Source organism: Holdemania sp. Marseille-P2844, assembly GCF_900120005.1.
In the GTDB taxonomy this organism is placed as follows: domain Bacteria; phylum Bacillota_I; class Bacilli_A; order Erysipelotrichales; family Erysipelotrichaceae; genus Holdemania.
Map to the genome: position 1 here is coordinate 441,599 of NZ_LT635452.1, position 19,794 is coordinate 461,392.

A 19,794-nucleotide genomic window follows, 5' to 3' on the forward strand; every position below is an offset into this window, starting at 1 on the left:
AAGGAGAAAAAATATGGAACCCATTCAAGTCTTATTGTGCTGCGGCGCTGGCTTGTCCAGCGGCTTTCTGGCTCAGGGCGCGCGTAAGGTCGCTAAGAAAAAAGGCCTTAACGTAAAAATTGAAGCCAAGAGCGAAACCGAGGCGGTCTTGTATCTGCCGAAGATCAACGTCCTGCTGCTGGCCCCGCACTATGAAAACTTCAAGGCTAAATTCACGGAATTGGCTAAGCCCTACAACGTTGCGGTCGGCGTCATTCCGCAGAAGGTCTACGGCAGTCTGGATGGCGAAAAGCTGATCGAGCTGGCGGTAAAGCTGCATCAGAACCGACAGGAAAACCATTGATTTCACCAGGGGAGGAAAAAATATGAAACGATTTATGAACTGGCTGACGAATTCCTTTACGCCAACGATGAACAAGTTCTCACAGAAACCAGTCGTCGCCGCCTTATCCAGTTCGATGCAGAAGATCATCCCGTTTATTCTGACCGGATCCTGCATCCATCTGTATAATGTTCTGCGCTCGACCATTCCGGCGCTGCCGAACTTCATCCGCATCATCAACTTCTCCTTCGGCATGCTGGGGCTGCTGACCGCCTTCATGGTCGCCAACCAGATGATGGAGAAGCTCGGCCATACCCAATATACGATCAATGCCGGATTAACCGCGATTTCCGTGTTCATCATGTTTATCAAGCCGGTCATCGACGCCAACGGCATGTTTAGCGTCGAGTTCAACCGCTTCGGCCCAACCGGCATCATCGTCGGCATCGCGGCCGGCTACATGGTGTCGATTCTGTTCCACCTGGTCGGCAGACTCAATCCGCTGGGCGATTCCAGCCTGCCGGATTTTGTGATCGGCTGGGTTCAGAATATTATTCCGATCATCACCTCGATCGGCCTGACCGTCTTCTTAACGTTCTATCTGAATATTGATCTGTTCGCATTGGTGCTGCTGGCCTTCTCGCCGATCCAGAACTTCGGTCAGACGCTGCCGGGCTTCGTGCTGCTGATCTTCTTAATGACGTTCTTCTATACGCTGGGCATTTCGCACTGGCTGTGGAACGGCGTGAAAACGCCGATCTTCATGGCCGGCATCGCTGCCAACATCGCCGCGGTGGAAGCCGGGCTGGCGCCGATGAACATCGCGACCAACGAAGCGGTATTTACGGCCGGTCTGATCACGATGGGCGGCATGGGTGCAACGCTGACGCTGAATCTGCTGATGTGCTTTTCGAAATCCAAAAGCCTGAAAACGGTCGGCCGGCTGACGATTCTGCCTTCGATCTTCAATATTAACGAGCCGATCATGTACAGTGCGCCGATCGTCATGAACCCGCTGTTGATGGTGCCGATGTGGATCAATGCGATCACCGGGCCGCTGGTCGTCTGGTTTACGATGCGCAGCGGGTTATTGAATATCCCGTCCAAAATGATTCAGGTCGGTCAGATTCCCGCGCCGCTTTCAAGCGTGATGATCACCGAGGATCTGCGGGCGATTCTGGTCTACGTCGTATTATTCCTGATCTATCTGGCAACCTGGTATCCATTCTTCAAGGTCTATGAGAAACAGCGGATCGCCGAGGAACAGAGTGAAGCGCTCAACGGCTAAATCTGCGGAACTGACCGGCAATCCCTTCATCCGGAAGGCTGATATAACTTCAAGCTCCGACTATTTTCATAAAGAAAGGATCGACATGATGACATATTCAAACGAGGAACCGCTGGAACCGACGGAGGTTTCAGAAATTGATTTAAATCAGGTGGCGATGCAGATTATCCTGCATTCGGGCAGCGCGAAAACCCTGGCGGACGAAGCGTTTCAGCTGGCCAAAGAAAAGAAATTCAAAGAAGCCTACGCAAAAATGGAACAAGCGGAAACCGAAGGTATCCTGAAAGCGCACCAGGCTCAGACGCTGGTGATTCAGGAGGAAGCCCGCGGCCTGGCGCACGCGCCGTCGTTGTTGTTTACTCACGCCCAGGATCATTTGATGACGACGATGTGTGAGGTCAGCCAGATCAAGCGGCTGATCGAGCTGTACGAACTGATCGTTGGTCCGCAGTAATTCAAAACAGGAGGAAACCCGATGGAAAAAGAAAAATATAAGTTTCCGCAGGACTTTCTGTGGGGCGGCGCAACGGCGGCCTGTCAGATCGAAGGGGCTTACGATGTAGAGGGACGCGGTCTGTCCACGTCGGACATCCATCTATACAACGATCAGCTGGACCGGATCCGCTACCGGAAGAAGCTGGTGGAAAACGAACATACCAGCGCGACCCTGGCGGCGGCTGTTGCCGATCAGGAAGGGTACTATCCGAAACGTTATGGGAACGGCTTCTATTACCGCTATAAGGAAGACATTGCGCTGATGAAGGAAATGGGCATGAACAGCTTCCGGTTTTCGATCGCGTGGCCGCGGATTTTTCCCCGCGGGGATGAGCGGGAGCCGAATGAAAAGGGCCTGCAATTTTACGACCGGGTGATCCGCGAGGTGATCGACGCCGGCATGGAGCCGATCGTCACGATGTTTCATTACGATATCCCGCTGCCGCTATTGACAGAATACGGCGGTTTCAAGAATCCGCAGCTGATTGAATTCATGGTGCGCTATGCCAAGGTGCTGTTAGACCGCTACGGCTATCTCGTCAAATACTGGATTCCGTTTAACCAGACGAACTTGGTTCAGTATTGTTCGTTTAAGTCGCTGGGAATTCTGCGGGATAAAACCGAGAATCTGATCGAGGATCAGTATATCGCGATTCATCATCAGTTCCTGTGCAATGCCCAAATCAAGGCGTATGCGAAGAAGATCAATCCCAATATTCAAATCGGCATCATGCTGGCGGACTGCACCTACTATCCGGCGACCTGCCGGCCGGAGGACATTGTGTTTGCGATGAAGCGGATCCGGATGCAGTATTTCTATGCCGATGTGCCGCTGCGCGGGGAGTATCCGGGCTTCATGCTGCGCTACTTTAAGGAAAATGACATTCACGTGGACATTACGGAAGCGGATAAGGCGCTGTTAAAAGAAAATACATTGGATTTCCTGGCGTTCTCGTATTATTATTCGCGCACGCTCGATTCGCAGAAGAACACGATGGACCCGGCTTCGATCAGCGAGAATCCCTACTTAAAGGCGAACGCCTGGGGCTGGACGATTGATCCGCTGGGGATGTACAACGCGCTCAGCCAGTATTGGGACCGGTATCAGAAGCCGATCATGATCGCGGAGAACGGCTTCGGCTATGAGGATGTTTTTGTCGGTGGGACGGTGCACGACGATTACCGCATCGACTATCTGCGTCAGCATATCCAGGCGGTCAGCGAAGCGCTGCAGGATGGGGTGAAGGTCTTGGCCTATCTGCCATGGGGCCCAATCGATCTGGTCAGCTCCGGAACGGCAGAGATGAGCAAGCGCTATGGCTTCGTTTACGTCGATCTGGATGATCACGGAAAAGGTACGGGCAACCGGTTTAAGAAGGATTCCTTTGCCTGGTATCAGAAGGTGATTGCCAGCCGGGGATCGGAGCTGTGATAATTTTCAGATAAAAGAAGGCCTTTTGTTGACCACCGATGAAAGGAAACCGAGATTGGCGGCGTGAGGCTGCCCAGCAGAAACAACCTTGCGGGAAGACCGCAGGGTCTTTCCTTTTTCAAGCTGATAGTCAATGAATTTGAAAAGAAACAGAACTGCGGGATGAAAGAAATCGGATTAAGAAAAATCCGAAATAAACGGCCGAATGAAAGAATAAAGAATCGGGGATAAATTTTCCTGATTTTCATTTGAATCTGACAGACAGATGTCAACTTTCATATTGTATGATAAACTTACTAATAGAAAGCGTTCCCTGAGCTTTAGGGCAGGAACGGATGAGGAAATACGATGAGCCGGCCAACAACGAAACAAGACTTGATTCTCGCTGCGGATACCAATTATGAAAAGCTGCTGAACCTGATCGATACCATGACGGAAACTGAATTGAATACGCCGTTCCATTTTGAGCATGACGAAAAGAAAAAGGAAGCGCACTGGAAACGGGATCAGAACTTGAAAGATGTATTGATTCACCTCTATGAATGGCATCAGCTGCTCTTAAACTGGGTTGACGCAAATCAAAAAGGCGAGGCCAGGCCGTTTATCCCTGAACCCTATAACTGGAAAACCTACGGCGTGATGAATGTCGGCTTCTGGAAAAAACATCAGGCAACGACGCTGGAACAGGCCAGGAAACAGTTGGATCAGTCGCATAAGGCTGTCATGGCGCTGGCCGAAACCTTCACCAACGAGCAGCTGTTTGCCAAGGGCATCTATGCCTGGGTCGGCGGCAGCACGCTGGGATCCTATTTCATCAGCTGTACGTCCAGCCATTACGACTGGGCGATGAAGAAGCTGAAAGCCCATATCAAAAACTGCAAGGCTTGATTTTTCCTTGCGTAATGCAACTTTGCCGGCTTTGACTTCGACTGTGATACAATAGAACACAGAAGGAAGGCGAAAGCATGAAAGTGATTTATCATGTCGATGCGATGGAGGCCTGGGCGATGGCGCTGGGCAATGTCCGCAACATGCTGGACTGGCTGCAGCACAATCAAAAGGACTATGAAATTGAGGTGCTGGCCAACGGCCCGGCCGTTCGGGGATATCTGCCAGGGATTCTGTCTGATTCGCTCTATGTCATCATGGCGCAGGCTAAAGCGGAAGGCGTTGTCTTTGCGGCCTGTCATAATGCTCTGCGGGCTCAGGCGCTGGACCCAAAGGATTTGATAGAAAAGACGCTGGTGGTTCCCGTTGGGGTTATTGAGCTGGCTCAAAAGCAGCAGGCCGGTTTTGCCTATATCAAGCCATAGCGCCATCGTCGCTGGGAAAAACGGAAGAAAGAACGGATCGCGGAACTTCGCGATCTTTTTCTGTTGGCGGACGGCGAATCGCTTAGAAGGAATGATCCGGCGATCATACGATGGGATAGGAAATCATGGATTTCTAAAGGAGGATCTCATTATGATGAATCATCTGCACAACGCGCAGTTTCGTCCCGGTCCTGACGATTCCCTGTTATATTTCACGCATGAGGGAAATGTCCGCTGGCAGGACCCGGCAACTCAGGGCTATCATGCGTGCGTGATGTCGCATACCCGACGCAATGGAAACACACAGCTGAACTATGCGCTGCCGATCTGGGTCAAAGACCGCAGCGAGCTGCATTTGAGCGCCTGGATGCGGGCGAACCGCAGGGTGCCGGTTCAGATCAGGCTGCGGTATCAGAAACAGAACGGAAGGCTGGTGAAGGAAGAACAAATTTCCCTGATCGCCGGCCCGGATTGGCAATGGAAATATCACAGCCGCCCTATCCCGGCGGGGGCGGAACAGCTTCGTTTGTCGCTGCATCTGGCGTCTGCCGCGACGCTGCAGCTGCGCGGCCCGCGGGTCTTTTTCTGGTGGTAACGCCTTTTTTGGGATGAATATGATATAATCCTGATGATACTCAGGAGGCAATCATGATCGAAGAAATCAATCCGCATCACTTTTACAATCAATACGAACCCCGGACGCCCCGGGCAACCGACCGAATTTTGACGTTTCAGAACGATCAGGCTGCGATGATCCGGCGGCCAGCCGGGCTGGACTTTCCCCAGTTTGCGGAACTGCCGTTTTCAGCAGCGGCGGCGCAGTCGTTGGTTTATCTGTTCAGAATTGATGAAGAGGCCTATTTTTTAAATGAAACTGCGTTAGAGCTGCCTTCTCTGGAGTGGATCCCTGCAGCCCGATTCCGTGAGCTGAAGCCGAATTCACTGGCAATGGCCGGAATTACCGCGCTTCAGCTGCAGCGCTGGCGGAAAAGCCGGCGCTTTTGCGGTGTCTGCGGCTACGCGTTATGCGACAGTCAGCGGGAACGGGCCCGCGTTTGTCCGCATTGCGGCCATGTCGAATATCCGCAGATCTCGCCCTGTGTGATCACGGCGGTGATCGACCGCAGCCAGAACCGGCTGCTTGTCGTGCAGGGCCATTCGACAGGGCGGCGGATGGCCCTGGTTGCCGGCTACGTTGAAATCGGCGAAACGCTGGAACAGGCGGTAGTGCGGGAAGTCGCGGAGGAAGTCGGATTGCGAGTGAAGAACCTGCGCTATTATGGTTCACAACCCTGGGCGTTTTCCTCGACGCAGATGATGGCGTTTACCGCTGAATTGGACGGCAGTCCGCAGCTTACGCTGCAGGCGGAGGAAATTGCCGCTGCCCGCTGGATGAAACCGGAAGAAATTCCGGAAAATCCGGATCCGTTAAGTCTTGGCCATCAGATGATCGAAACTTTTCGGCAGGGACGATTATAGACGCTGACACTGGCGGCCGGACAGTTTACGATGCCCCGCTTGATCGCCAGGGGAAATTGATCCGGAAAAGAAGAACGACCGCAAATGAAAACAGGGACTTAACCCTGTTTTCATTATCTCGATTATGCCAGCTGAATTAAGAAAAGCATACTCCTGCCGGGCACGAAAGCGAAACAGAATGGAAGCGTTGCTTCCGCCTGGCTTCCAATCCGTCCGCACATCGTCCAGCCCGGATCAGCCGTTCTTACCGTATCCCGCCGGATTCGGCGTTTTCCATCAAACGGAGCTTTTGCTCGACTTCATTCTCAAGCATTGGCTTGCCAAAATAATACCCCTGGATCGTATCGACGTTCATCGGATATAAGATCTGGAATTCAGCTTCCGTTTCCACCCCTTCGGCACAAACCTCAATGTTGACTTTGTGGCAGATTGCCACGATGAACTGAATAAACGATTCATCGAAATTGCTGGCGTCGACGTCGTGCACGAAGGCCCGGTCTATCTTCACGATATCCGCCGGCATCTTCTTCAGCATTTCCAGACTGGAATATCCGGTACCGAAATCATCCATCGCAATCCGAATTCCCAGATCATGAATTCGCTGGAACAGATGTTCTAAGGCATGAGCGCGCGAGGCGATCACCGATTCCGTCATTTCAACAATGATCCGGTGCGGATCGACCTGCGTTGCGGCGAGTGTCTCTTGCATATAATCAATGAAATCGGGTTCCGTCAACTGCAGGTAGGATAAATTGATGCTCATGGTCAGCGCCGGTTCCCGATTGGACCATTGTGCACATTTTTCACAAGCCTGCCGGAAAATCCATCGGCCGACTGGAACGATCATGCCGCTTTCTTCCAATAACGGGATGAATTCGTCAGGCGGAACATAGCCATACGGCGCCTTCTGCCAGCGGGCCAGCGCCTCAAAGCCAATCCACTGGCCGGTTGTGACGCTGACCTGCGGTTGATACATGAGAAAGAATCCGGCATATTCCTGCGCTATGGATTCGCGCATCTTTTCAATAATGCCCAGGGAGCGGATTTTGCGCGCCAGGATCTGCCGGGTGAAAAATTCCAGCCGATTTTTTCCATTGAGCTTGGCCTGCTCCAGCGCGTAGCCGGCCGCTTTGACCAGCTCTAAAAAAACTTTGGCGTCCTGCGGATAAACCGCGCAGCCGGCTGAAAGGGTGCAATAGTAGCGCTGGCCTTCGTAGATCATCTGCTGATCAAAGGCAGTTTGTAGTTTTTTATAGATTTTGCGGATTTCTTCAGTCTGACAACCACTGATCAAAATGCCGAACTCGTCGCCGTCCAGCCGGTAAACTTCGGCGTTTTCCGGAAGCAGGCTCATGATCCGCTGAGCGCTGATGCGCAGGACTTCGTCGCCGAAGCTGCGGTCGTATAAATCGTTGACGTGCCTGAAATCATCCAATCCCAGCTGCATGATCGCTAAGGGCGTATCCGGACGCCGGCTTAACAGCCGCTGCGCTTCCTCCCGGTAGACCATTTTATTGAACAGACCGGTAATCCGATCAGTTTTGTTTTTCCGGCTCAGGTTGAAGATCAACCCGGCAAACAGCACGGGATTTCCATTATCATCAAAGATGACCTTGCCGCGGCAGCGGACCCATACCCATTCCCCGCGCTGGTTCAGGGCGCGGTATTCGACATTATGCGAGGTGGCGCGGCCGTCCAGAATGATCTGGTTGGCTTCCAAGAATGCCGCTTTGTCGTCGGGATGCACCTTTTCACCCCACACCGCCGCGGCGTTGCGTACAATCTGACCGGGCAGGCCGAATTCTTCAACCATCGCCTGGGGATAACGAAACACATCGTCGTGCATGTTGTTGATAAAGATATAATCGTCGGTGCTTTCCACCAGCGCATCATATAAATAAGCGGAATCGTAGCGGAATGAAACTTCCCCATGATAATCGGCAAGCTGCATCTGCGCTTTTTCCGATTCCTTGAGTTGGATGTGAAGCAGCCGCTTCTGCGTATACATCGCGTCGTCAACCTGTGAGAGCAGCGTGCTGCAGGATAGCTGGGTGCCGGCATTGACCGGAATCAATCCAAAGCAGAAGCTGCAGCGGTAGGCTTTCTTTTCCGTTTCTCCCCATTGACGCAGCCGCTGCTGAGCCTGATTCAGTAAGGCGGATCCGATATCCGTCGTCTGATTGACGAAAGCGAGGATAAACTCATCGCCGCTCAGCCGGAAAAACAAATCCTCCTGGGGAAGCAGGGACGCGATCGTCCGGCTGATCTGGCAGATTAAAAGATCGCCTTCCAAATGGCCGAATTGATCGTTCACCATTTTAAGCTGGTCGATATCCAGCATCGCCGCCGTCATGCTGAGCTCGCCTTGTCCGACCTGTTCAAGCAGTTCTTCCAGCTTGCGCAGACCAGCCCGCCGGTTGGGAATCAGTGTCAAGGCGTCGGTATCGGCGTCCAATCGCAGACGGTGGGATTCCGTGACGTCGATCGCATGCTGAAAATGGACAAGCCGTCCGTCGATCCAGGGGATCAGACTATCATGATTGCAATAGATGCGCTGGTTTAGCGTGTTTATCTGATCCCCTGTTTCTGCGGCAGGGCTGTCTTTGACTGAGAAAGCAGATCCGGCAGAGGACAAAAGCGGCAGGGGCCATTCATTTCACGCTGAAGGATTTTCCAGCACGGCTGACCTTCGGGAGAATCCAGCTGAAAAGCTGCTTTCATCGCCCGATTCATAAATAGAATTTCATACGTCTTGGCATCCGCGATCCATAAGTGCGTGGGAATCTGATCCAGGATCTGATGAAAAACGCGGATTTCATGATGCCGGCTTTGAAGCTGCCCGAAGGCGTTGGCATGAGCGCAGGCGAGAAAGCGCAGCGGATCAATCCAGGCGCAGTCAGCGGCTGACCAGGGCTGCGCGCGGCAAAGCTTGAGCAGCGTCGGCGGCGTCTGTGACAATTTCAGCCAGATCGTTTTACCGCCGGGAAGCAGCGTTAAATCGGATAAGGTATTCCAGGCGTTATCGGGCGTGATTTCGTCCGGCCAGGATTTTCTGTCTGACCCTGCCCAACAGCACGTCCAGACGGAATCTGAACGGCAAAACAGCGTGATTTCATCAGGAACCAGCGGTTTGAGCATCCGCTGGAGCGCCGCAAGTTTTGCGGGCGCATCCTGAGCGTGCAGAAACGTGATCCAATCGTTCCAATCCACGCTGAGAATGGAGGCGGGTAAACGGTGTTCATCATTGAAAGAGGATGTTGTCATGAGCAAGCCCTCCGGTCATCAATACGACTGGTTTCATTATAGCAAATTTCCCTGAAAAAGGGGAATTCCTAACAATTCACGCTTCCTTATTTGTGCTTATTTCAGCGTATTTCTTTTATCGGACAATAAAAAAACAGCGGAAATTCCGCTGCTTTGCAAGACGAGGGTAAATTAGAGCAAAATCAATAGAATGTTCCCAAGCAGAACAAGCGAATAGGCCAGCGTCATCGGGATGATCGAATGGGTCTGGTTGTACGCATAGGAAGCCAGCGTGGAGGTTAAAAAGAAATAACCAAACTGCCGCACAAACAGATCGAAGGTTGCAGGAAGCAGACTGGCCGTGCACAGAAAGCCGAACAGGAAGCCGGAGATCAGAATTGTCATCGACTCGCTGACCTGCAGGTGAATCCGGTCGACAAAAATCTTAAATGCCAGCGTAAAGCTGAGGGCGTAACAGACGGAATAGGCCAGGACCATCACCGGGATAAAGAAGGTGTAGTGAAGCAGAATTTCGCGTTCCAGCTCTACTGGTCCCGGATGCAGGACGAAATGAGAGGCAAACTGCAGAAGAACGATTGCGATGAAGCAGATGACCGTAAACAACAGGCCGTCTTTGATATTTCCGGTAAACCGGCGCAGGTGCAGACTGAAAACATCCCAGTTCAGACTGACTAAAACCAACGCGGCAGCGCTGAAGATTAACGTATACGTGATCGTCATGGAATCGACGAACTGGTTCAGCCAGGCCGCACTGAGCGGCAGGGTGAAGTAAACGATTAAGGAAATGAGTATTTTAGGTATGGATATCGTTGTTTTATTCATGTGAAACCTCCGTCATTATTGTAATCTAAACCGGAATAATTGTCACGATGAAACCGTATTGTAAACTGTACAGGAGCCGGAAAATCGGCAATTTGTAAAGTTTAAGCTGGAAAATCAGTGAAAAAGTCCGCGGGAAATAAAAAAATTTACGATAAACGAGAAAAAACAAGGAATTTCGCGAAATTGCGCGAATAAGTATAATAGCGGGCATAAAATCCCGGAAGGAGGATACGCCATGAACAAACCGCTCAAAAGCCGCGAACAGGAAGGGGTAATCCGATATCTGACCCAATGTTACCGCAAATCATGCCAGCGCCTGAGACTGAGCCGTTTTCTTGCGCCGGAGAAGAAGCAGGAGCATAAAGATCAGCAGCAATGCGATGAATTGACCGTTGCGTTGTACGAAAGCGCGCTGGAAGCGATGCCGGAAACCTATCGTGAAATCATCGTCCGGGAATTTCTGGATGAAAGCGCTGACGGCTGGTTCTATAATTACTATCCGAAAAGCACGTTTTATCGGCTTCGCCAGCGGGCGATCCATGAATTTATGGATTGCCTGAACGTGTAAAAAATGATATCATTTCCTGTAGAGGTGGAAAGATGGAAACGTTTGAACTGTTGAGGTCCTTGTTGGCTGAAAAGGTGAAAGACAACGCCGAAATTACACCCCGGACCAACCTCAGAGAGCTGGGCATTGATTCCGTGGATCTGGTGGAAATTCTCTTAAATTTCGAGGAAAAAATGAACCTGACCTTTGAGGATGAAGCCATGCTGAAACTGAGTACCGTTCAGGATGTGCTGGATTTGTCGCAAGAGATATCAAATTAGGAGGAAGCAGTATGTTAAAAGGTATCGCAGCATCGTCAGGAATCGCTATCGCAAAAGTGTATAAGCTCCAACAGCCGGTCTTGAATATCGAGAAGAAGGAATGTGACAGCGCGGCGGAGGTCGCGAAGTTCCAGGCTGCCCTGGTCAAGACGCAGGCAGATATTGAAGCGGTCAAGGCGAAAGCGGAAGGAAAACTTTCGGAGGAAGAGCTGGCGATTTTCGACGCTCATCTGATGATGGCGAACGATCCGGAACTGTCCGGACAGATTGAGGAAATGATCAAGAATGAAAGCTGCAACGCGGAATTCGCTACGGAAACCGTCGCGAACATGATGATTTCCATGTTTGAGTCCATGGACAATGATTATTTCAAGGAAAGAGCTGCCGATGTCAAAGACGTTACATTCCGTCTGAAATGCAACATCGTCGGCGCGGTCATCCCGGATCTGACGACGATTGATGAAGAAGTCATCATCGTGGCGGAAGATTTAACGCCGTCCGATACCGCCCAGCTGAATAAGCAGTATACATTAGGCTTCGCCACGGCGACCGGCGGCCGCACGTCGCATTCCGCGATCATGGCGAGAAGCCTGGAAATTCCGGCCGTTGTCGGCTGCGCCGGCATCATGGAACAGGCCAGCCAGGGCGATCTGCTGATTCTGGATGCGGTTGCGGGTCAGGTTATTCTGAATCCGACGCCGGAACAGGTCAAAGAATATGAAGCCAAGGCGGAAGCGTTCAAGGCTGAAAAAGAAGCGTTAAAGGTTCTCAAAGACGCCAAGAGCGTGACGACGGACGGTCATGAAGTTGAACTGGCCGGCAACATCGGGACGCCGAAGGATGTTGAAGGCGTTTTGAACAACGGCGGCGAAGGCGTCGGCCTGTACCGCACGGAATTCTTATACATGGACAGCGAACTGGACTTCCCGAGCGAGGAAGAGCAGTTTGAAGCGTACAAAGCGGTTCTGGAAGGCATGGGCGGCAAGAAGGTCGTCGTCCGGACGCTGGATATCGGCGGCGATAAGAAACTGCCGTACTTCACGTTCCCGGAAGAAATGAACCCGTTCCTGGGCTACCGCGCCATTCGTCTGTGCTTGGACAGAACCGATATTTTCAGAACTCAGCTGCGCGCTTTGATCCGGGCTTCGGTTTACGGCAAGCTGTGCATCATGTTCCCGATGATCGCGACGCTGGATGAATTCCGTCAGGCCAAAGCCCTGTTTGAAGAAGAAAAGGCGAAGCTGGTCAGCGAAGGCGTTGCCGTTTCCGATCATATCGAAGTCGGGATGATGGTTGAAATTCCGGCAGCTGCGGTTCTGGCCGATCAGTTCGCCAAGGAAGCCGATTTCTTCTCGATCGGCACCAACGACCTGATTCAGTATTCCATGGCGGCCGACCGGATGTCGGAAAAGGTTTCTTACCTGTATCAGCCGCTGAACCCGTCTATCCTGCGTCTGGTCAAGATGACGATCGACGGCGCGCACAAGGAAGGCAAGTGGGTCGGCATGTGCGGCGAAATGGCCGGCGATGAGCTGGCCGCGCCGGTATTGTTAGGCCTGGGCCTGGATGAATTCTCCATGTCCGCTTCCAGCATTCTGCGCACCCGCAAGATGATCCGTTCCCTGTCCAAAAAGGAAATGGAAGTCATGGCGGAAAAGGCCCTACAGTGCAGCAATCTCAAAGAAGTTACAGAATTAGTGAAAAACAGCTTAAAATAATGTAAAATAAAGAGTGGAACTCCACTCTTTATTTTTATGCGCAGGTGATAGACCATGAAAAGAGTCCTCTTTATTTCTTCAACAGGCGGCCACTTAACCGAGCTCTTGCAGCTGGAGCCGCTGTTTCAACGCTACGAAGCTTCGTTAGTTACGGAAAAGACAAAATCGAACGCTTCCTTAAAACAAAAGTATGGAAAACGAATGCATTATCTGGCTTACGGCACAAAGCAGCATCTGCTGCCGTATCTGTTTATTTTTGCGTGGAATATCCTCAAAAGCTTCGCGCTGTTTATCCGCATCCGTCCGGACGTCGTGATTACGACTGGAACGCATACCGCGGTGCCGATGTGTTTTATCGCACATTTCTTCAAAAAGAAAGTGATCTGGATTGAGACATTCGCCAATTCCACGACGCAGACGGAAGCCGGCAAGCTGGTTTATCCGATCGCCGATCTGTTTGTCGTCCAATGGGAATCAATGCTGCAGCTGTATCCGAACGCTGTGATGGGAGGGTGGATTTTTTAATGATATTAGTGACATTAGGTACGCAGGACAAAGCCTTCCCGCGATTGTTGGAAGCGATTGAAACACAGCTGGAGAAGGGGACGATCAACGATGAAGTCATCGTCCAGGCCGGATGCACGGTCTTTGAATCCAAACAGATGAAGCTGTTTGATTTGATTCCGATGGAACAATTTGATCAGCTGCTGGCCCAATGCGATCTGTTGATCACGCATGGCGGAGTGGGGACAATTATGGCCGGACTGCGGCTGGGAAAAAAGATCATCGCCGCGCCGCGGCTGGCACAATATCACGAACACCACAACGACCATCAGACGGAGATTGTGTCGAGCTTTGAGCGGCAGGGGTATCTGCTGGCGCTGCACGATTTCGACCGGCTGGGCGAGGTGCTGAAGCAGGCTGAGACATTTCAGCCAAAGCCCGTTGTCAGCAACACCGCGAACATGATCGAATTGATCGACAACTGGATTCAGACAAACGCGTAAGCAAAAAACAGGACGGTAGAACGTTGTTTTTTTGCGGCCTTCGGTGGAAATGAAATGTGAATTTCAACCATTTTAAAGAAAACGATCGGGCAGGCGAAGGCTGTTGAAATTTAACGACAGGGGGAGAAACTTTTATGAAATTTTTAGCATCGGATTATGATGGAACGCTGCGGTTAGCGCCGCAGGTGGATCCGGGGACCGCCGCGCGTGTCGCCCGGTTTCAGGAACATGGACATCGCTTCGGGATTGTGACCGGCCGCGCGTTAAATACGATTTTTGACGAAGCGCATCACAATCAGGTCGACCCGGACGTCTTCATCTGTTCCAACGGCGCGCTGATTGCGGATCGTGAAAAGAACATTTTAGCGGCGCACTGGATTCCGTTTGACCGGGCCTGCGCTTTGATTGAATATCTGAAACAATCGGATTTTGAATCGTTTACCTTCTGTAATGGCGAGGACAGCGGTTATCATGTCAACGAGCACATCGTGCAGAGTCCGCGTTCGTTAGAGCGGCGGGAAAAGTTTTTCGCCAAAACGATCAGCGAGGCCAGAGTGCTGGCGAAAGGCCGGATGATCTCGATGGCGGCCTGGATCAGCGACCGCGGCCGGATGGCGGAGATGCAGGCGGAAATTCAGGAGAAGTTCGGCGACGCGGTGGAAAGCTATCTCAACCGCGGTACGTTGGATATCGTCGCCCGGGGTGTATCGAAACAAACCGGCGTTGAAGCGGCGGCAGTCTGGCTGAAAGCAAACGAAGTGTATGTCATCGGCGACGATTATAACGATCTTCCGATGATTGAAGGATTGAACGGCTTTGCGATGAGCTCGGGTGTGGAAGCAGTCAAAGCCGCCGCAAGCAGACTGTTCGATACCGTTGACGCATGTCTGGACTATCTGGAAAGTCCGTCTCGATCAAATTGAATTCCGGACCGGAGCGATCATTCAGATCAAAATCCGGTCTTTTTTTGGGAGATCTTTGTGTTCACTCCATGAATGAGCGGACAACGAATACTGCGAGGACGTGTATTTTAAGGGCCTCAGCGATTTCAGACATGGGATAGTATATGTTTACAAGGCCCCGCATGCGCAGGCTGAGCGAACGTTTTGAATCTTAAGATAAAAAAAGCAGCGGCCTGATGCAGACCGCTGCTTTGCTTCCTGGAACAAGATCAGAAGCTGAAACTTATTTTACCTGAGCTAAAGCGTTGTTGACCGCTTCGTTGATTGCTTTGGAAGTAACCGTCGCGCCGGAGATCGTATCGACTTCTGTTCCGTTAGCTTCAACGATCGCCTTTGGCAGCTGTTCGATAGCCGGATCAGAAATATTCTCGGATTCGGAATGTTCAACGATTTCAACGTTAGCGATCTTGTCGCCGTCCATCGTGACTTTGACGACGAGCTTGCCGCCCATGCCGGTGCCTTCGCCGATATATTCGTTATCCTTGGTTTCGTAGCTGGTTTCTTTGTTCAGATCGGTGACTTCGCCCAGCTTGGTCGGCGTGGATTCCACCTTCGGCGCGAGCGTGTATTCCGGCAGTGCATCCTTGGCCGCTGCAGCGTTCTTGCCTGCGATCTGACCGAAGATGATGCATTCCGCCAGGTTGGTGCCGCCCTGATAATGTTCAGAGGTGATGCCGCCCATTTCGCCCGCGGAATACAGATGCGGAATCGGGTTGCCCTTGACGTCCAGAATTTCGGCGTTTTCATTGCGCTTCGGACCGCCCTGAGTGTTCAAAATTTCGGCTTTGACCGGGAAGGCGTAATACTTTGTGCCGTCGAACGGCCGCATCGTTTCCCCATCGCGGTGATACTGTTCGTCAACACCCTGCTTGGCGTAATCGTTGAAATTCGCGATCGTCGCTTTCAGCTGATCCACTTTCATGCCGGTCTTTTCCGCCAGTTCTTCCAGCGAGGAAGCCTCGACGACCTGAGCACGGAACTGTTCCGGAATGGCTTCCGCTTCCGCAATCAGATCGGCCTGCGTCTGATCGTAAACCGTCCACATTTTATCCGGATACGTCGGGTTATGCCATGTGCCGTTCATGTAGACATGACCATGCCGGACGGGAACGGATTCGTTGACGAACCGGTCGCCATCCATGCCCAGCAGAACCAGCGCGCCGGTGTTCAGCGGCCCCTGGCTTAAGACCTGAATCTGCGAAGCGCGCTGGCCTTCTTCGACGTTGAAGGAAACGCCGCCTAAGCCGAAGCCGCCTTCATAAACATGCATGTGCCACAGATCGGCGCCGACGGCCTGCGCCATCTTGATGCCGTCGCCGGTGTTGTATAGACCGCCGATCGGGGCATAGTCGGTCAGACCAATATAGTTCTGAACCATTTCTTTGTTGTCTTCAAAGCCGCCGGTGCATAAGACGACGCCATTGAGGGCGCGGATATGACTTTCCTGGCCGTCACGGGTTACCTTCACGCCGATGATCGCGCCGGACATCGGATCCTGAATCAGTTCAGTTGCCGGTGTTTCAAACCAGACGTCGATCTTGTCCGCGTTTTTAACGACCTGTTCTTTTAAGATCTGATACAGATGAGAATCGCTGGTTCCCATATGCGTCGTCCATAAGCCGACCGTCTCGGAACCTTCAAATTCCGGATATTCCGGGGACATGACGCCGATGACCGGGAATCCCGTCCAGTCGACAAAATCGTCTTTGTTTAAACCGAAATCGTTGACGAGAATTTCCGCCATGTTGGCGACGCCGTTAACGATGACGTCCAGCGAGGCTTCCGGAACTTCCGTATCCCCGGCCAGCGCCTGATAATATTTCTTCGTTTCTTCCACATTGCCGTTGCCATAGGCAAACAGCTGGCCGGCGACCTTGGAGTTGCCCCCAGCTTCCCCCTCGGTGCATTTCTCGACGATCAGAACGGATGCGCCGTTCTCTGCGGCCGTCTTGGCGGTTACGGCTCCGGACGCTCCGAAGCCGGCGACGACGACGTCATATTCCGCATCCCATTTCACGGTATCCGCGAAGGTATAATCGCCGGCTGCCGGGGCAGACGTGCCGCCGTTGGTGGTTGCGCAGGCGCCTAAGCTAAGAACGCAAAAGGCCGCCGTTGCGAGTGCTAACAGCTTTTTCATTTCATTTTCCTCCCTTTATGTTCATATTTTATCATGATAAAAATTGAACATGACCTGCGAAAAATTTTGCGTTGGCAAAAATTTCCGTTTGTCTCTTCTGCAATTCCTGAAATCATGGTACGATTACACCATGGAAGAGAAAAGATTGCTGGAAAAAGCGTCGACGGACTTTGTCCGCGACAACATGCTGATCAACTATTGTCTGTGGGATGACAATGAGCTGTTGATCGAAAGCTTTGTAAAAAACAACCGGATTCCGCTGCGGTTTGATCTGACTGATTATTATTTCTGCATCACAGGGATTGATAAGAAATATAATCTGATCGACGATTCTGAAATTTTTCAGCGGCAGGTGGAAAATACGTACGTCATCTATGATGAAATCGAGGCGTTGTTAACGGAAAATCATTGCAGGGGAAACAGCTTTCTGATCAAGGTCGATAATTCCAAACAAATGGCGGTGCTGTTCAGCCGGGATTCAGACTGCACGATCCGTGCGGAACAGGTGTGTGAACAGCTTCACCGGCATTTTATCGCGCGTCCGCCTTATGCTCCGGGAAATCATCGTTTTATCGCGACGTCGATGGCCGGGCCTTACCACGGCTATGAAGGCATGCATCCGGCTTATTTAAAAGCCCGGCAGCTGAACGATCTGCGTTTCTTTGAGGTCGCGTGTCCGGTGATTACCGAGCAGGTGCTGCAGCAGCGGATTGATCCGGGGGTGTTGGCGATCTATGAAAACGGCCGGCGGCTGCGCAACGAGCTGTGTACGGGGAATCTGCCGGCAGTGCTGGAACAGGTGAATTATGTGTTTGATCATCTTGTCCGCAGCTCGCTCGATATGAACTGCTGCCGGGCGGCGCACACCTTTGTGATCGCGACGCTGAGCTTGTTTGTCAAGGTGTACGGGATAACGCTGGATCTGAATTTCGGACCGCAGGATTTTTTCTCGCTCAGCGAATATCAGGCGCATCTGGAAAATCAGATCCGCAGGCTGTATAAGGACGGAAACGGCGGGCCATGGTATTCGCCCGAGGTGCTGCTGGCGATGGGATTTATCCATGAGAATTATCGTAAGGATATTTCGCTGAAGCTGGTCGCGGAGTACACCAATACCAACGTCAGTCATTTAAGCAGCGAATTCAACCGCCAGACCGGCAGCTCCCTGCCCGATTTTATCTCCGGCCTGCGGATTGAAAAAGCCCGTTTTTATCTGAAGAATTCCACGCTGACCATCGCTCAGATCAGCCGCGAGGTGGGCTTTAGCAGCGAGCGGTATTTCACGGAGATCTTCAAGAAACGCTGCGGGAAAACGCCGATCCAGTATCGCGCGCAGCTGAACATGGAGGAAAGTGAGCCCTTTAGAGAATAAGCGGGGGATGGATCAACTCCGATTAACACAAGGAAGGAAACAAATCGAAACGATGAAAAAGAATTCGGGCCATGGATGAGCGGTGTTGGGGAAATGCGGCTTATTACTGCGGCAGCTGTCCGACCTGTATTCAGGGAATCTGTCCTGACTGTGTGATGGCGCATAAGCCGGAGGATTGTTTTACCCGCGACGGTGTGCTTCATCAGGAATTGACAGCCTGTGGGGAATGCGATTTACCATGCGAGACGATTATGACCCGCCCGTGCTGCACGGTGCTGGATAAAGAGGGGCTCTCGATGGAAAAAACGGACAATTTTGGTAAAATAAAAACGCTTCCGGCGGGTGCCGGAAGACGCTGCTCTTGTGTTCTATCAGGATTATCCGGTGCGGGGAAGATCATTTCCTGTCCGGATTTTTTTATTTGGAGGCAGTCGGTCAAACGTTATTGGATCAAGGATAAATCGGAATTGAAGAAAGCGTCAGACTCCGCAGTACTGGAACGCTTCGGCAGTTGGCAAATCCCGCGCCAACAGAGGACCGCCGCCAGAACAAACCCCAGCCCGCCGATCAACCCCGTCAGATCCGGACCAACTAACGGCATAACGCTGCCCGCGCTCAGCAGGGCTGAAGCGGCGTAGCGGTCAATCCCGTTTAAGGACGCATGCCACAGAGCGCAGGTCCACACAGATTCACTTCGAAATTGCAGCCAGGCCAGGATGATCCCCTGAATCAAACAGAGCCACAGCTGCATCAGCACGCCGAGCAGCGGATGATCGGTTCCATAATTGTAGCCCAGCAGGATGATCGGCGCATGCCATAAGCCCCAGATCAAAGCCGTTACGACGACGGATTTCCGCGTGCCCAGGACATCGCGCAGCCGGGGAAGCAGCCAGCCCCGCCAGGCCAGTTCCTCGCCCAACGCCGGAATCAGTCCGCCGAAGGGATTGACGAGAACCGCAAGCAGCACGACTGGAAGCAGCTGTCTTCCATACGCGCCCGGCTCCGCAAGGCCGTTATTGACCGCAAAGCGCGAGGCCAGCGGCTGAAACTGCGATGGGAAAATCAGGAAGTAGAGTCCGGCTCCGGCAAAGGCCAGCAGGGGCGGAAGAAACCAGCTCAACGCATAACGGGAAAGATTGCGCTTGAATTTTGGCCGCAGAAACAAGGAGTGGCGCTCATGCGTCAGCCTGTTGATGATCAGCGCGCTGAGCGCCGGCGTCAGCATCAGCAGCGAAAGCAGCGTGTTATCGCGATTGCGGGCGTATAAAACGGTAAACAGGCTGAGAAAGGCGAGGGTCAGCATGGCGAACAGGCCGAGCTGTTTTTTCTGATATGCAGTAAATTGTGTCATGAGG

General features: G+C 52.2%; 20 protein-coding genes. 15 read left to right on the forward strand and 5 right to left on the reverse strand.

Translation table 11 applies throughout. From position 1 onward, the window contains the following. The first annotated feature begins 13 nt into the window (after window positions 1–13). From BQ7364_RS11995 to nudC, 8 genes are all read left to right on the forward strand, one after another. Window positions 14–343: a PTS sugar transporter subunit IIB gene (locus tag BQ7364_RS11995; protein WP_072684929.1), complete on the forward strand. Its 330-nt coding sequence runs from the start codon at window positions 14–16 to the stop codon at window positions 341–343. 22 nt (window positions 344–365) lie between these two features. Then, a complete protein-coding gene (locus BQ7364_RS12000) occupies window positions 366–1,610 on the forward strand; it encodes a PTS transporter subunit EIIC (RefSeq protein WP_072684930.1) in 1,245 nt (414 codons plus the stop codon). Between the two features lie 85 nt (window positions 1,611–1,695). Then, window positions 1,696–2,064, forward strand: a complete 369-nt coding sequence (locus BQ7364_RS12005; RefSeq protein WP_139248633.1) for a PTS sugar transporter subunit IIA — start codon at window positions 1,696–1,698, stop codon at window positions 2,062–2,064. 21 nt (window positions 2,065–2,085) lie between these two features. Next, entirely contained in the window at window positions 2,086–3,537 is a 1,452-nt protein-coding gene (locus tag BQ7364_RS12010; RefSeq protein WP_072684931.1) for a glycoside hydrolase family 1 protein, read from the forward strand. Window positions 3,538–3,885: 348 nt separating this feature from the next. Then, window positions 3,886–4,425 (forward strand): ClbS/DfsB family four-helix bundle protein, encoded by a 540-nt coding sequence (locus tag BQ7364_RS12015; RefSeq protein ID WP_072684932.1) that lies wholly within the window; start codon window positions 3,886–3,888, stop codon window positions 4,423–4,425. Between the two features lie 77 nt (window positions 4,426–4,502). Then, window positions 4,503–4,850 (forward strand): DsrE family protein, encoded by a 348-nt coding sequence (locus BQ7364_RS12020; RefSeq protein WP_072684933.1) that lies wholly within the window; start codon window positions 4,503–4,505, stop codon window positions 4,848–4,850. Between the two features lie 151 nt (window positions 4,851–5,001). Continuing rightward, window positions 5,002–5,445 carry a hypothetical protein gene (locus tag BQ7364_RS12025; protein ID WP_072684934.1) on the forward strand — a complete coding sequence of 148 codons (444 nt, stop codon included), beginning with the start codon at window positions 5,002–5,004 and terminating at the stop codon, window positions 5,443–5,445. Between the two features lie 53 nt (window positions 5,446–5,498). Further along, a complete protein-coding gene (nudC, locus tag BQ7364_RS12030) occupies window positions 5,499–6,329 on the forward strand; it encodes an NAD(+) diphosphatase (protein ID WP_072684935.1) in 831 nt (276 codons plus the stop codon). Between the two features lie 244 nt (window positions 6,330–6,573). Here nudC and BQ7364_RS12035 read toward each other — a convergent pair whose 3' ends face one another. From BQ7364_RS12035 to BQ7364_RS12040, 3 genes are all read right to left on the reverse strand, one after another. Beyond that, window positions 6,574–8,964 (reverse strand): EAL domain-containing protein, encoded by a 2,391-nt coding sequence (locus BQ7364_RS12035; RefSeq protein ID WP_083538575.1) that lies wholly within the window; start codon window positions 8,962–8,964, stop codon window positions 6,574–6,576. Further along, window positions 8,898–9,593: a hypothetical protein gene (locus BQ7364_RS17555; RefSeq protein ID WP_083538576.1), complete on the reverse strand. Its 696-nt coding sequence runs from the start codon at window positions 9,591–9,593 to the stop codon at window positions 8,898–8,900. The genes BQ7364_RS12035 and BQ7364_RS17555 overlap by 67 nt, the downstream gene beginning before the upstream one ends. Before the next feature lie 171 nt (window positions 9,594–9,764). Then, on the reverse strand, window positions 9,765–10,415 hold the full coding sequence (locus BQ7364_RS12040) for a hypothetical protein (protein WP_072684936.1): 651 nt from the start codon (window positions 10,413–10,415) through the stop codon (window positions 9,765–9,767). 235 nt (window positions 10,416–10,650) lie between these two features. Between BQ7364_RS12040 and BQ7364_RS12045 the strand changes: the two genes are divergently transcribed. The 6 genes from BQ7364_RS12045 to BQ7364_RS12070 all read left to right on the forward strand — a co-directional run bounded on the left by BQ7364_RS12045 (window position 10,651) and on the right by BQ7364_RS12070 (window position 14,891). Next, window positions 10,651–10,983, forward strand: a complete 333-nt coding sequence (locus BQ7364_RS12045) for an MG284/MPN403 family protein (protein WP_072684937.1) — start codon at window positions 10,651–10,653, stop codon at window positions 10,981–10,983. Between the two features lie 32 nt (window positions 10,984–11,015). After that, entirely contained in the window at window positions 11,016–11,243 is a 228-nt protein-coding gene (locus BQ7364_RS12050) for a phosphopantetheine-binding protein (RefSeq protein WP_006059269.1), read from the forward strand. An 11-nt stretch (window positions 11,244–11,254) separates the two neighbouring features. Further along, window positions 11,255–12,961 carry a phosphoenolpyruvate--protein phosphotransferase gene (gene ptsP, locus BQ7364_RS12055; protein ID WP_072684938.1) on the forward strand — a complete coding sequence of 569 codons (1,707 nt, stop codon included), beginning with the start codon at window positions 11,255–11,257 and terminating at the stop codon, window positions 12,959–12,961. 54 nt (window positions 12,962–13,015) lie between these two features. After that, window positions 13,016–13,486, forward strand: a complete 471-nt coding sequence (gene pssD / locus BQ7364_RS12060) for a PssD/Cps14F family polysaccharide biosynthesis glycosyltransferase (RefSeq protein ID WP_072684939.1) — start codon at window positions 13,016–13,018, stop codon at window positions 13,484–13,486. Next, complete coding sequence (gene pssE / locus BQ7364_RS12065) at window positions 13,486–13,968, forward strand: PssE/Cps14G family polysaccharide biosynthesis glycosyltransferase (protein ID WP_072684940.1); 483 nt, start codon at window positions 13,486–13,488, stop codon at window positions 13,966–13,968. Before pssD ends, pssE begins: the two co-directional genes overlap by 1 nt. A gap of 134 nt (window positions 13,969–14,102) precedes the next feature. Next, window positions 14,103–14,891 carry an HAD-IIB family hydrolase gene (locus BQ7364_RS12070; RefSeq protein WP_072684941.1) on the forward strand — a complete coding sequence of 263 codons (789 nt, stop codon included), beginning with the start codon at window positions 14,103–14,105 and terminating at the stop codon, window positions 14,889–14,891. Between the two features lie 262 nt (window positions 14,892–15,153). On the opposite strand, the gene BQ7364_RS18405 is transcribed toward BQ7364_RS12070, so the two are convergent. Then, window positions 15,154–17,067, reverse strand: a complete 1,914-nt coding sequence (locus tag BQ7364_RS18405) for an FAD-dependent oxidoreductase (RefSeq protein WP_083538578.1) — start codon at window positions 17,065–17,067, stop codon at window positions 15,154–15,156. A gap of 130 nt (window positions 17,068–17,197) precedes the next feature. Between BQ7364_RS18405 and BQ7364_RS12080 the strand changes: the two genes are divergently transcribed. Then, window positions 17,198–18,439 (forward strand): helix-turn-helix transcriptional regulator, encoded by a 1,242-nt coding sequence (locus BQ7364_RS12080; RefSeq protein ID WP_159432808.1) that lies wholly within the window; start codon window positions 17,198–17,200, stop codon window positions 18,437–18,439. A 442-nt stretch (window positions 18,440–18,881) separates the two neighbouring features. Here BQ7364_RS12080 and BQ7364_RS12085 read toward each other — a convergent pair whose 3' ends face one another. Further along, window positions 18,882–19,790 carry a CPBP family intramembrane glutamic endopeptidase gene (locus tag BQ7364_RS12085; protein WP_072684943.1) on the reverse strand — a complete coding sequence of 303 codons (909 nt, stop codon included), beginning with the start codon at window positions 19,788–19,790 and terminating at the stop codon, window positions 18,882–18,884. Window positions 19,791–19,794: the final 4 nt, after the last annotated feature.